Raw genomic sequence first — 13,137 nt, forward strand, 5'->3', positions numbered from 1 at the left:
CTAAATCGTGCTGTGTCAATTCGAGCGTGCGCGCGGAGTGATGGAGTCCGTATCCATCATGCTTTGGATGATATGGGTGACAAGATGCTCAAGCGCACCGTCCGGCATTTCAAGCAGTGGATCGATGGCAAGAACGTTTCGCAAGATTCCCAGGCCGGTCAAAAACGCTGCAATCAGGGCCGCTCGCGCATTTGCCGGGCGTTCAAGCGTCTCGGCCAGCGGATCGATAAAATCCTTCATAATGAATTCGCGAAGGACGCCGGCTGCGTCGGGGCTTGACAGCGAGCGGATGACAATATCAAGCGGGCCGATGTCGCCGCGCTTGCGCGCGACGTCACGCGTGAACGCCCTCCTGGCGAGCGTCCGGGCGAGCTTGCCTTTAGCGTCCTTGATAAGCTGACCGGGCTGGATGACCGCCGCGACGGCCTGAGCAAAAAGCTGCTCTTTTGAACCGAAACATCGGTGCACATACGCAACATCGACGCCAACGTCGGCGGCGATATCGCGCAAAGCCGTTTCTTCGTACGAGTGCTGTGAAAATCGCAATACCGCGGCATCCAGAATGAGACCTCGCGTGGTGACACCATGCTGGAGTGACAATTTGCGACGCATCTTTCCCCGAAAAGGATTGTTGAAAACTGTCGCAATATTACCCCCAGGATCAGTCAACCGCTGTTGATATGGATCAAGCTCCGGGTTCGGCAGATGAATAGTCTTGCTTTGCGCGTGTGAAAGCAAACTCGTTGTGGAGATTCCAAATGACGACTGAGAAGGTGACAGGTCCTGAATTCCTGGCGACGAATGGCAAGCTACCATTTTTCACAAACCCTGAATGGGCCAAGTCCGTGTCCGAAGGACCGTTGAAGTTTTATACTTCGGCCTGGAAAGAGGCTTTGGGATTTACCGCCTCCTGCTTCGAAACTCAGGCGGAATACGTCAGAAAACTCTCTCAGTGCAGCGATCCAGCAGAAGCATTGAAGTGCCACGCGGAGTTCGCGCAAAAGGGCTGGGTGCGATCCTGCGATGAAGGCGCGAAACTCCTGGACAATGTGCGCACAAACCTCGCGGCGCCATTGAACAATTGATCGATATTTCTACTTCCGGGCGGCAGTGGATTCCGACAATCAGTCCATTGCCGCATAGTGGCGTTCGAAATCAGCAAAGGAAACATGTGCAATGACGAAGGGCTGGGCCAGGTGGCTCACCATAGCCCTGCTAATCGCTATGGCCGTGAGCGGCTATTTCATGTGGCAGGCCGCCGGTCGCAACAGCCTTCCCGATGGGATTGCGGGCGGCAACGGGCGCATCGAAGCGGTTGAGATCGATATTTCCACAAAAACTGCCGGGCGCATCAAGGACATCCTGGTCAACGAAGGAGATTTCGTGCGGGCCGGACAAGTGCTTGCGCGGATGGATACCGAACAACTGGAGGCCCAACGCCGTCAGGCGCAGGCCCAGTTGCAACGCGCGATTATCGGCGTCGATACCGCCAAGAGTCTCGTGATTCAGAGAGAGGCCGAACGGACCGCGGCTGTTGCAGTTGTGGCGCAACGCATGGCACAGCTCGATGCAACAGAAAGAAAGCTGGCGCGGTCAGAACAGCTGATAAAGACCAACTCGGTATCTCAACAGGTTCTCGATGACGACCGCGCGACGCATGAAGGCGCCAAGGCTGCGGTCGGAGCGGCCCGCGCACAGCTCGCGGCATCGGAGGCCGCCATCAGTGCGGCAAAGGCTCAGGTTGTCGATGCGGGAGCGTCCGTCGACGCTGCACGCGCCTCGATCGAGAGCATCGCCGCCGACATCAATGACAGCACGTTGACATCGCCACGCGACGGCCGTGTTCAATATCGCGTTGCCCAGCCGGGTGAGGTTCTCTCCAATGGCGGACGCGTGCTCAACCTGGTGGACCTCAGTGACGTCTATATGACGTTCTTTTTGCCAACGGCGCAGGCCGGCCGGATTTCCATCGGCGCCGATGCGCGCATCGTGCTCGATGCGGTTCCGCAATATCTGATCCCCGCAAAGGTGAGCTATGTGGCTGACGTCGCCCAGTTCACCCCCAAGACCGTCGAGACGGAGGAGGAACGTCAGAAACTGATGTTCCGCATCAAGGCGCAGATTTCACCTGATCTGCTCCGCAAATATATTCTTCAGGTCAAGACCGGGCTTCCCGGCATGGCCTATGTACGCTTCGATTCAAAAGCGGAGTGGCCGGCGCGTCTCGCCGGACCGTTGGCGCAATGAGCGGACGGCCAAGCAGGCAGGGCGCGACGGCATCTTCGCCTATCGTCCATCTCAAATCCGTCAGTCTGTCTTACGGACAGACCCGGGCGGTCGACGATGTCACGCTTGAAATACCAGGCGGGTGCATGGTTGGCCTGATCGGACCGGACGGAGTTGGAAAATCCACGCTTCTGTCGCTGATCGCTGGCGCCCATGTCATCCAGGAAGGGCAGGTGATCGTGCTCGGCGGCGACATGGGTGACGCCACGCACCGGCGGCAGGCCTGCCCGCGCATTGCCTACATGCCGCAGGGACTTGGCCGGAATCTTTATCCGACGCTGTCCGTCTTTGAGAATATTGATTTCTTCGGCCGCCTGTTTGGCCATGACGCGACTGAACGCAAAAGCCGCATTGCCGGACTTCTCCAACGGACCGGATTGACACCCTTTGCGGATCGGCCGGCTGGCAAGCTTTCAGGTGGCATGAAGCAGAAGCTCGGTCTGTGCTGCGCGCTCATTCACGATCCTGAACTGCTGATCCTTGATGAGCCGACGACCGGTGTTGACCCGCTGTCACGCCGCCAGTTCTGGGAACTAATCGACGAGATGCGCCGTGACCGCGCGAATATGAGCGTCATCGTTGCCACCGCCTATATGGAAGAGGCCGCCCGTTTCGATTGGCTGGTGGCGATGGACGGCGGCAAAGTGCTGGCAACAGGAACCCCGTCCGATCTGCTTAGCACGACGAAAACGGCCACGGTGGATGCCGCCTTCATTGCGCTTCTGCCCGAGGAGAGGCGCCGCAATCATCGTGAGGTCACGATTCCCTCTCGTTCGCAGGACATGCAAGGCGAGATTGCCATTGAGGCCGAGCATCTGACGATGCGCTTTGGCGATTTTACGGCTGTCGACAATGTCAGCTTTCGTATTCCTCGCGGAGAGATATTCGGCTTTCTGGGTTCGAATGGCTGCGGCAAAACAACGACCATGAAGATGCTGACCGGCCTTCTGCCGGCCAGCGAAGGAATAGCGCGCCTGTTCGGGCGTGATGTCGATCCGAACGACATCACGGTGCGCCAGCGTGTTGGCTACATGTCGCAGGCCTTTTCTCTGTATTCCGAACTGAGCGTCCACCAGAATCTCGATCTGCACGCCCGGCTTTTTAGCATTCCTCAGGATGCCGTTCCGGCAAGGATCGATGAGATGGCACGTCGCTTCGATCTCGCTGGCGTCATGGATGCACTGCCCAATGCGCTGCCACTTGGCATCCGTCAGCGACTGTCTCTCGCTGTGGCAATGATCCACTCACCCGATATCCTGATCTTGGACGAGCCGACATCAGGGGTCGATCCTATTGCCCGCGATGGCTTCTGGCAGATTCTGTCCGATCTGTCCCGCAAGGACAATGTGACGATCTTCGTCTCCACCCATTTCATGAATGAAGCGGAACTGTGTGATCGGATTTCGCTCATGCATGCAGGAAAGGTCCTGATCAGCGATACGCCCGCGGCGATTGTTGAGAAACGGTCCGCAGACAATCTCGAAGACGCATTCGTTGCCTTCCTCGAGGAAGCAATAGATCAGAGCCATGATTCACAAAAAGCAGCCGTACCGCTCGTGATCCCTGCGACCGGGAAAGACAAGGAAGACGATCAGTCCGCCAAGCAGAAACAGCCATATCGTCCATTCGAGTTTCGGCGGATGTTTGCCTATACGAAGCGGGAGACGCTTGAATTGCGGCGGGATCCCATTCGCGCCACGCTTGCGATCCTCGGTAGCGTTCTACTGATGTTCGTCATCGGATATGGCATCAACATGGATGTCGAGAACCTTTCCTTCGCGGTGCTCGACCGTGATGACACCACGATCAGCCGCGATTATGCGTTGCAAATAGCGGGTTCACGTTATTTCACCGAGAAGCCGCCGATCTCCGATTATGAGGATCTCGACCGCCGCATGCGTACCGGCGAACTCAGTCTGGCGATAGAAATCCCTCCGGGTTTCGGCCGGGACGCGACGCGCGGACGGAAGGTCGAGATTGGCGCCTGGATTGACGGAGCGATGCCGACCCGGGCCGAGACCGTGCGCGGTTATGTCCAGGGGATGCATCAGGGCTGGCTGATACAAAAAGCCCGTGAGCTTTATGGTGACGCCGCGACCGTCGGCGATTTTCAGCTCGCAATCCGATACCGGTATAACCCCGATATCCAGAGTCTCGTCGCCATGGTGCCGGCCGTCATCCCTTTGCTGCTGATGATGATACCCGCGATGCTGAGCGTTTTAAGCGTCGTTCGTGAAAAGGAACTCGGCTCGATCATCAATTTCTATGTGACGCCTGTCACGCGGCTTGAATTCCTGCTGGGCAAACAGTTGCCCTATGTGGCGCTGGCGATGCTGAATTTCCTGTTGATGGTGGCTTTCGCGATTTTCATATTTCGCATTCCCTTCACAGGGAGCTTTCTTACGTTGACGGCTGCCGCTCTGATATACGTGATCGTGACAACCGCGCTGGGGCTTGTCATTTCTACATTCATGAAGAGCCAGATTGCGGCGATCTTTGGTACCGTGCTTATAACGCTCGTTCCTGCGGTCCAGTATTCGGGCATTATCGATCCGGTTTCGTCGCTGCAGGGGGCTGGCGCACTGATCGGCCAGATTTATCCGGCAACATATTTCGTAACGATCTCGCGCGGCACCTTCTCGAAAGCACTGGGCATGACCGATCTGTGGACCGCGTTTGTCCCCCTCCTTGTGGCGGCACCCGTGCTGCTGGGACTCGGTGTTCTCTTCCTCAAGAAGCAGGCACGTTGATCATGCGCCTGACCAACATCGTCCAACTCGGGATCAAGGAACTGCGCGGTCTTGCCCGCGATCCCATGCTGCTGACGCTGATCGCTTATGCGTTTACGCTCTCCATTTACACGGCTTCGAAAGCCATGCCCGAAACCTTGAACCGGGCTGCGATTGCGGTCGTCGATGAGGACCAATCACCAGTATCGGCGCGGATCATCACGGCGCTTTATCCGCCCTATTTCACGACGCCGCGGATTATCTCCCAGCACGAAATGGACAGCCGGATGGATTCCGGTCTCGATACGTTTGCACTCGATATTCCGCCGGACTTTCAACGCGATCTGCTGGCCGGCAGGGCGCCAACCATCCAGCTCAACATCGATGCGACCCGCATGACACAAGCCTTCACCGGCGGCGGCTATGTTCAGTCTATCGTGACCAGTGAAGTCAGGGAATTTCTCAACCGCTATCGCAGCGCGGCCTCCGTTCCGGTCGATCTCACGTTGCGCACGCGCTTCAATCAGGAGCTGAACAAAAGCTGGTTCGGTGCCGTTACCAATATGATTTCCTCGATCACCATGCTCTCTATCGTATTGACGGGTGCCGCACTCATTCGCGAACGCGAGCATGGAACGATCGAGCATCTTCTCGTGATGCCGGTGACGCCGACGGAAATCATGGTCAGCAAGATCTGGTCGATGGGACTTGTTGTGCTTCTGGCCACCACCTTTTCTTTGATCGTGATCGTGCAAGGCCTGCTTTCAGTTCCAATCCATGGGTCGGTTGCACTTTTTCTTGCCGGTGCCGCGCTGCACCTCTTTGCAACCACCTGCATGGGGATCTTTCTTGCCACCGTCGCCGGCTCAATGCCGCAATTCGGGTTGTTGCTGATGCTTGTCTTGCTTCCGCTTCAGCTATTGTCCGGCGCCACGACACCGCGCGAAAGCATGCCCGAGATGATCCAGATCATCATGCTCGCCGCGCCCAATACGCATTTCGTCATCCTGGCACAGGCCATCCTCTTCCGTGGGGCAGGCATTGGTGTCGTGTGGCCGCAATTCGCCGCCTTGCTCGGGATTGGGGTCGTGCTTTTCTTTTTCTCGCTGCGTCGATTCAGACAGTTTTTGAGATGACGGCCTTGGACAAGGTGGGCGTCTTTTACCGGAGTATCGCAGCGTTATCGTTCTGATCGCGTTTGTGGTTTCGGCTTTCTCGGAGCAGCGGTCGAAGACCGAACGATCAGTATCGGCTGCAGAGTGACGTTGTGCTTGGCCTTATCGGGATTCTCGATCACCTGCCTCAGCAGCTCCGCAGCTTGCCGTCCCATTTCGTGATGGTCGATGCGAATGGTGGTGAGCGGCGGCTCTATCATGTCGACGAGTTGCATGTCGTTGTGGCCAACAACCGAAATCTCGGCAGGGCAGTTAATGCCCCGCTCCCGGAAAACATCATAGACGCCGAGTGCAAGGAGGTCGTTGGCGGCAACGATTGCGGTCACTTGAGGGTGTGAATCGAGTAGTCTGCGAGCGGCATGTGCGCCCTCATGCCGCGAGTAGCTTTTCGCGATCTGGCAGGGTGAGTTCTCGGTGAGCCCGTGCCTGGCCATGGCGCGGCCGAAACCGCGCCGGCGCAGATATCCGGTCGAATGTTGGGCGGGACCGGCGATATGGCCGATGATTTTGTGAGTGAGGCTGACCAGATGATCCACGGCCATTTGCATGCCCAACTCGTCGTCCGAAACGACGCTTGAGAGGCGCGATTGAGCTTCCGCGCGATTGACCAGCACTGCGGGGATGTTCTGTTCCAAACAGAAAGCGACAAGCGGGTCATCCTTGCTGACCGTCGCGAGGATAAATCCATCGACCCTGCGCGCCATGAGGCCGGAAGCAATATTGAGCTGCTTATCCTTGTCGCTCCCGACGTCCGCGACGATGACGGTGTATCCTTCCGTCGCCAGGCGTTCGCTGGCGCCGCTGAGGATGGGCGCAAAGACACTGTTGGAAATGTCGGGAACGAGGATGGCGGCGAGTTTCGATCGCCCGGTGCGCAGACTCGCGGCGACCGGGTCGGGGTGGTAACCGAGTTCCTGCGCCGCATCGAGCACCTTCTGTGCGACACTCGGGAGCACCATGGAGCGGGTTACCGGATTAAGCGCGCGCGACGCCGTGGATGCGTGCACGCCGGCACGGTCGGCGACGAGTTTCAATGTCACGCGGCGTTTTTTGATGGGATCCAGCGGTTTCATGCTTCTGACATCGGAAGATGATCCTCACCATAGCCGAAATGTACAAACGATTGCATACATTTCGTCACATGAAACACTAGTATAGCGGTGCCATAGGAGCGAAAAACGGCTGGAGTCGGATCGGTTGACAACCTAAGCGCCAGCTTTTATGCAATCGATTGCAGGGAGAAGCGCCAATGACCGAGCCTCGGATCGTTTCAGCCGAAGACATCAACCCGCGTCATAACTGGGGCCGGGCGCTGCCGTCTCTGGGCATCATGGGGGTCGATTTCGAGGAGCGCGTCGATTATCGCCGGCTGCATACCTACCGGCTCTCTCGCGCGCGGATGGCGCTGGATAATTCAGAGCTCGGCGCGCTGCTGGTGTTCGATGTCAACAACATCCGCTACCTGACCTCGACCAAGATCGGCGAATGGGAGCGCGACAAGCTTTCGCGCTGGGCGCTGCTGACACGCGGTTCGCCCGATCCGATCCTGTGGGATTTCGGCTCGGCGGCCGTGCATCACAAGCTGTATGCGCCATGGCTGAAGCCGGAGAATTGCAAGGCTGGTCTCGTCGGTTTGCGCGGCACGGTCAATCCGGCCTTCGGTCTGATGAAGCGGCATGCGGAAGAGATCGCAGCGCTGTTGCGCGAAGCCGGCGTTGCCGACATGCCGCTTGGTGTCGACATCATCGAGCCGCCGATGATGTTCGAACTGGAGAAAGCCGGACTGAAGGTTAAGGACGGCCAGCAGGTGATGCTGGAGGCGCGCGAGATCAAATCGATCGACGAGATCGCGCTGCTCAATCGCGCCGCGGCGATGGTCGACGGCGCCTATGACCTGATCAACGAGAAGCTGCGGCCGGGCGTGCGCGAGAACGACATCGTCGCCGAGGTGAACAAGTTTCTCTACACCCACGGTTCCGACGATGTCGAAGCAATCAATGCGATTTCCGGCGAGCGCTGCAATCCGCATCCGCATAATTTCACCGACCGGCTGATCCGGCCGGGCGATCAGGCCTTCTTCGATATCCTGCAGAGCTTCATGGGCTATCGCACCTGCTATTACCGCACCTTCAATGTGGTGCGCGCGACCGACAGTCAGCGCGACGCCTACAAGAAGGCGCGTGAATGGCTCGACAATGCGATGGCGCGGATCAAGCCGGGGGCGATGACCTCGCAGATCTGCGAAGCGTTTCCGAAGGCGCCCGAGTTCGGTTTCCCCGACGAGATGAGCGCCTTCGGCCTGCAATTCGCGCACGGCCTTGGCCTTGCGCTGCACGAGCGGCCGATCATCTCGCGTGTTGTGTCGATGGATCACCCGACCGAGATCAAGGAAGGCATGGTGTTCGCGATCGAGACCTATTGCCCGGCGACCGACGGCTATTCCGGCGCCCGCATCGAGGAAGAGGTCGTGGTCACCGACAAGGGCTGCAAGGTGATCTCGCTGTTCCCGGCCGAAGAGCTGCCGATCTCGGCGAAGTATTGATCCCGAAATCCTGATACATTGTCACATATATCGACGCATAGCGGAGGAAACACATGGCACTGAAACTTGGCTGGATCGGCGTCGGACGCATGGGCTACCAGATGGCCGAGCGGCTCCTGATTGCAGGGCAGGATGTCTCGATCTGGAACCGCACCAAGTCCAAGGCCGAGCCGCTGACCAAGCTCGGTGGCAAGGTGGTCGATAAACTCGCCGATCTCTCAGGCGTCGATATTCTGTTTGCCATTGTCTCCGAAGGAAAGGATCTCGAAGAGGTCTATTTCGGCAAGGACGGCATTGTCACCAATGCCAAAGGCAAGCTGCCGAAGATCTTCGTCGATTGCTCGTCGATTTCGGTTGAGGATTCCGAGCGCATTCGTGCGCGTCTGAAGGAGCACAATATCGATTTCGTGTGTTCGCCGGTGTCCGGCAACGCTCTCGTCATCAAGGCCGGCAAGCTCTCTGCTGTCGTTTCGGGTCCCGAGGCCGCTGCCAAGCAGGCGATGCCGCTGATCGAGATTTTCGCGCCGCGCGGCGTGTCGTATGTGGGTGAGGGCGAACTCGCCCGCATCTGCAAGATTGCCCATAACGTGATGCTGGGCGTCGTCATCGAGAACCTGACCGAGATCACGCTGCTCGCCAACAAGATGGGCGTGCCGCGTCATGCTTTCCTCGCCTTCATGAACAATGGCGTCATGGGATCGATGTTCACCGCCTACAAGACGCCGGCTTTGGTCAATCTCGACTGGACCACGACTTTCACGCCGGAATTGCTGCGCAAGGATCTCGACCTTGGTCTCGAACTCGGCCGCGAATGGGACGTGCCAATGCCGGTTACCGCAGCAACGCGCGAGGTTTTGCAGCAGCATATCGGCAAGGCGCTGTCACAGCCGAACAGCAAGGACATCCTGGCGCAGGACTTTGCCAAGATGGCGGAAACCATGGCCGAGCTGGCGGGCATGAAGCTGACCAGCGAAAACAAGAATGTCGGCACCGGACTCGAGAGCTAGGCGGATGCTGCCATGAAACCGTTGCAGAAGAGCGAGATTTCCTCGTCGAACGACGACCTTGGCGAGGACGTGCGACTTGAGCTGTACCGTCTGCAGTTTCTGCTGCGCGAGGCAGAGCAGCGGGCGTTCGATCTGTTTTTGCAGAACCTGGTGAAGGGCACGAGCCATCTGTCGCTCGGGCAGGAAGCGGTGGCGGCCGGCTTTGCAGCAGCGATGAAGCCCGGCGATTTGTCGTTTTGCACTTACAGAGGCCATGCGCATACGCTGGCACGCGGTGTGCCGGTAGAGCAGGTGCTCGGCGAATTGATGGGCCGCGACAACGGCCTGATGCGCGGCAAGGGCGGCTCGATGCATCTGACGTCCGTTGAGCACGGGGTGATGGGCTCGTATGCCATCATCGGCGCGCATCTGCCGATCGCCTGCGGCGCGGCGTGGCGTGCGCAATATAAAGGACAGGATGATGTGTCGGTGTGCTTCTTCGGCGATGGTACCACCAATATTGGTGCCTTCCATGAGGCGCTGAACTTCGCCGCGATCTGGAAACTGCCGGTGATCTTCGTCTGCGAAAACAACCATTACATGGAATATACGCCGATCGGCGATGTGACGGCGGTGCCGCATCCGGCCGCCGATCGTGCGTCCGCTTACGGACTTGAGCGCATCATCGTCGATGGCAACGATGCCGACGCAGTCTATCGCACGGCGATGGCGGCCTATGACAAGGCGCGCAAGGGCGAAGGCCCGTCATTGATCGAATGCATCACCTATCGGCACAGCGGCCATTCGCGCGCCGACCCGGCCAAGTATCGCCCCGAAGGCGAACTCGAGAAATGGAAGGAGCGCGACCCGGTCAAGGTCTATCGCGAGCGCCTGCTCGATTTCGGTATCGACAAGGATGTCATTCTCGGCATCGAAAGCGCGATCAAGCGTGAGGTCGACGATGCGACCGACCAATGCAAGGCCGCGCCGATTCCATCGCAGGACATCATCATGACCGACGTGTATGCCGATGGAGGTTTCGCATGGCGGAACTGACCTATCGCGACGCGGTTGCGCGCGGCATTGCTCAGGAAATGGCGCGCGATCCGGATGTGGTGTTTCTCGGCGAGGACGTCGCCAAGGCTGGCGGCGTGTTCAAGGCGACTGTCGGTCTCTACGAGCAGTTCGGTCCGTTGCGCGTGCGCGACACGCCGATCTCCGAACAGGCGATTCTCGGCGCGGCCATGGGCGCGGCGATGACGGGCCTCAAGCCGATTGCCGAGATCATGTTCTCGGACTTTCTGGCGGTGTGCTTCGATTACATCGCCAATGAATTCCCGAAGAGCCGCTACATGACCAACGGGCAGGTGAAATGTCCGCTGGTGGTGCGCACCGGCAATGGCGCCGGCTCGCGCTTTGGCGCCCAGCATTCGCAGAGCGTCGAGAACTGGTGCATGATGATCCCGGGTCTGAAGGTCGTCGCACCCTCAAGCCCGCGTGATGTGATCGGCCTTCTCGCCGCGGCGGTGCGCGATCCAGACCCCGTGATCTTCTTCGAGCACAAGTCGCTCTATCCGATGAAGGGCGAGGTGCCGGACGGCGAAATTGTCGACACGCTCGGCACGGCCAAGATCGTGCGGCCCGGCAAGGACGCAACCATTCTGGCGCTGGCGCTCATGGTGCCGCGCGCGCTCGAAGCCGCGGAGAAGTTGAAGGCCGAACACGGCATCGATTGCGAAGTGGTCGATGTGCGCTCGCTGGTGCCGCTCGATACGCAGACGATCCTCGGCTCGGTCGCGCGCACGCACCGGCTGTTTACGGTTGAGGAAAATCCGCGGCTGTGCGGCTGGGGTGCGGAGATCGCCTCGATCGTTGCCGACGAGGCTTTCTACGATCTCGATGGACCGATCGTGCGCATCACCACGCCGCATATTCCGCTGCCGGCGGCCGATGTGCTCGAAGACACGGTGTTGCCGACGCCCGGCCGCATCGCCGAGCGTGTGCGACAGTCGCTCGGTTCGTAACATCACGGCGGAGTTCACCGCTGCTCGTTGAGAGGGACGAATGGACATCCTGATGCCGCAGCTCGGCGAGACGGTGGCCGAGGGCAAGATCACCCGCTGGTACAAGGCGACGGGTGATGCTGTTCAGCCCGGCGACAATCTGTTCGAGATCGAGACCGACAAGACTTCGATGGAGGTGCCGGCGACCAGCGCCGGTGTGCTGGCGGAGATCCGTGTTGCGACCGGAGATGTCGCGCCGGTCGGCGCTGTTGTTGCGGTGCTGGCGGCATCGGCGGAAGCGGCCGAAGCGCATCAGCCGGCTGCAAAGCAATCAGCGCAGCCACAAGCTCCACTCATTCCCGCGCAGGCGGGAATCCAGAATCAAACAAGCCTGGATCCCCGCTTTCGCGGGGATGAGCGGATAGTGGTTGGCATCCCGGCAGCCAAGCCGATCCCCATGGACCTGTTCCGCGAAGTGCGCACGCCGGAACGCAATTACGGGCCCGCGCGCATCGGCGGCATCAGCGTGACTCCGCTCGCGCGGCGTCTGGCCGGCGAGAACGGCATCGATCTGTCGCGCATCACAGGTTCCGGTCCGCATGGCCGTATCGTTGCGCGCGACGTGGAGGGACAGATCAGACGCGCGCCTGCCGGTGCACCGGCGGCCGGGCCATCGGCGTCCGACATTCTCGCGCTCTACCGCGATGTGCCGTTCAATGAAGTGCCGCTCGACGGCATGCGCAAGACCATTGCCGCACGGCTGACGCAGGCCAAGCAGATCATTCCGCATTTCTATCTCAACGCCGACGTCAGCATCGATGCGCTGCTCAAGCTGCGCGCCGAAGCGAATGCGGCTGCGCCGCGGCCGGACGGCGCAGCGGACTATCGCATCTCCGTCAATGACTTCGTCATCAAGGCGCTGGCGTTGGCGCTGATACGTGTACCGGCGACCAATGCTGTCTGGGCTGACGACCGCATTCTGCGTTTCAACCGCGCCGATATTGGCGTTGCGGTCGCCATCGACGGCGGCTTGCTGACGCCGGTGCTGCGCGCGGCAAACGAAAAGTCGCTTAGCGCGATCTCGAATGAGATGCGATCGTTGGCTGAGCGTGCGCGCGACAAGAAACTGAAGCCGGAAGAGTATCAGGGCGGCGTCAGCGCCATTTCCAATCTCGGCATGTATGGCGTGCGTGATTTTGCGGCCATCATTAACCCGCCGCAATCGACCATCCTCGCAGTCGGCGCTTCGCAGCGCCGTCCGGTCGAAACCGAGGATGGCGGCGTGCGTTTCGAAAGCCAGATGACCATCACGCTGTCGTGCGATCACCGCGTCATCGATGGCGCGCTCGGGGCGCAACTGCTGGCGGCCGTGAAAAACTACCTCGAACAGCCGCTGACGATGCTGGTGGCTTAAAG

11 protein-coding genes are annotated in these 13,137 nt (G+C 59.4%); 9 read left to right on the forward strand and 2 right to left on the reverse strand.

Annotated elements, in window-relative coordinates:
- Positions 1 to 15: 15 nt before the first annotated feature.
- Complete coding sequence (locus CAK95_RS16780; RefSeq protein WP_245303436.1) at positions 16 to 738, reverse strand: TetR/AcrR family transcriptional regulator; 723 nt, start codon at positions 736 to 738, stop codon at positions 16 to 18.
- A gap of 20 nt (positions 739 to 758) precedes the next feature.
- Between CAK95_RS16780 and CAK95_RS16785 the strand changes: the two genes are divergently transcribed.
- From CAK95_RS16785 to CAK95_RS16800, 4 genes are all read left to right on the forward strand, one after another.
- A complete protein-coding gene (locus tag CAK95_RS16785) occupies positions 759 to 1,085 on the forward strand; it encodes a phasin family protein (protein WP_086088940.1) in 327 nt (108 codons plus the stop codon).
- A 91-nt stretch (positions 1,086 to 1,176) separates the two neighbouring features.
- The gene (locus CAK95_RS16790) at positions 1,177 to 2,247 is read left to right on the forward strand and encodes an HlyD family secretion protein (protein ID WP_086088941.1); all 1,071 of its coding nucleotides are present in this window, start codon (positions 1,177 to 1,179) and stop codon (positions 2,245 to 2,247) included.
- Positions 2,244 to 5,036, forward strand: coding sequence for a ribosome-associated ATPase/putative transporter RbbA (rbbA, locus tag CAK95_RS16795; RefSeq protein ID WP_086091477.1), 2,793 nt, complete (start codon positions 2,244 to 2,246; stop codon positions 5,034 to 5,036). The genes CAK95_RS16790 and rbbA overlap by 4 nt, the downstream gene beginning before the upstream one ends.
- 2 nt (positions 5,037 to 5,038) lie before the next feature.
- Positions 5,039 to 6,151: an ABC transporter permease gene (locus CAK95_RS16800; RefSeq protein ID WP_086088942.1), complete on the forward strand. Its 1,113-nt coding sequence runs from the start codon at positions 5,039 to 5,041 to the stop codon at positions 6,149 to 6,151.
- A gap of 44 nt (positions 6,152 to 6,195) precedes the next feature.
- Here the strand turns inward: CAK95_RS16800 and CAK95_RS16805 are convergent, their stop codons facing one another.
- The gene (locus tag CAK95_RS16805; RefSeq protein ID WP_086088943.1) at positions 6,196 to 7,263 is read right to left on the reverse strand and encodes a LacI family DNA-binding transcriptional regulator; all 1,068 of its coding nucleotides are present in this window, start codon (positions 7,261 to 7,263) and stop codon (positions 6,196 to 6,198) included.
- A 176-nt stretch (positions 7,264 to 7,439) separates the two neighbouring features.
- On the opposite strand from CAK95_RS16805, the gene CAK95_RS16810 reads away from it, so the two are divergent.
- From CAK95_RS16810 to CAK95_RS16830, 5 genes are read left to right on the forward strand one after another with little or no spacing between them, the layout of a single operon-like run.
- Positions 7,440 to 8,732, forward strand: a complete 1,293-nt coding sequence (locus tag CAK95_RS16810; protein WP_086088944.1) for a M24 family metallopeptidase — start codon at positions 7,440 to 7,442, stop codon at positions 8,730 to 8,732.
- A gap of 53 nt (positions 8,733 to 8,785) precedes the next feature.
- The gene (locus CAK95_RS16815) at positions 8,786 to 9,739 is read left to right on the forward strand and encodes an NAD(P)-dependent oxidoreductase (protein ID WP_086088945.1); all 954 of its coding nucleotides are present in this window, start codon (positions 8,786 to 8,788) and stop codon (positions 9,737 to 9,739) included.
- Positions 9,740 to 9,751: 12 nt separating this feature from the next.
- Positions 9,752 to 10,774, forward strand: coding sequence for a thiamine pyrophosphate-dependent dehydrogenase E1 component subunit alpha (locus CAK95_RS16820; protein WP_086088946.1), 1,023 nt, complete (start codon positions 9,752 to 9,754; stop codon positions 10,772 to 10,774).
- On the forward strand, positions 10,762 to 11,742 hold the full coding sequence (locus CAK95_RS16825; RefSeq protein WP_086088947.1) for an alpha-ketoacid dehydrogenase subunit beta: 981 nt from the start codon (positions 10,762 to 10,764) through the stop codon (positions 11,740 to 11,742). The genes CAK95_RS16820 and CAK95_RS16825 overlap by 13 nt, the downstream gene beginning before the upstream one ends.
- A gap of 40 nt (positions 11,743 to 11,782) precedes the next feature.
- Positions 11,783 to 13,135, forward strand: a complete 1,353-nt coding sequence (locus tag CAK95_RS16830) for a pyruvate dehydrogenase complex dihydrolipoamide acetyltransferase (protein WP_086088948.1) — start codon at positions 11,783 to 11,785, stop codon at positions 13,133 to 13,135.
- Positions 13,136 to 13,137: the final 2 nt, after the last annotated feature.

This window comes from Pseudorhodoplanes sinuspersici, assembly GCF_002119765.1.
In the GTDB taxonomy this organism is placed as follows: Bacteria; Pseudomonadota; Alphaproteobacteria; order Rhizobiales; family Xanthobacteraceae; genus Pseudorhodoplanes; species Pseudorhodoplanes sinuspersici.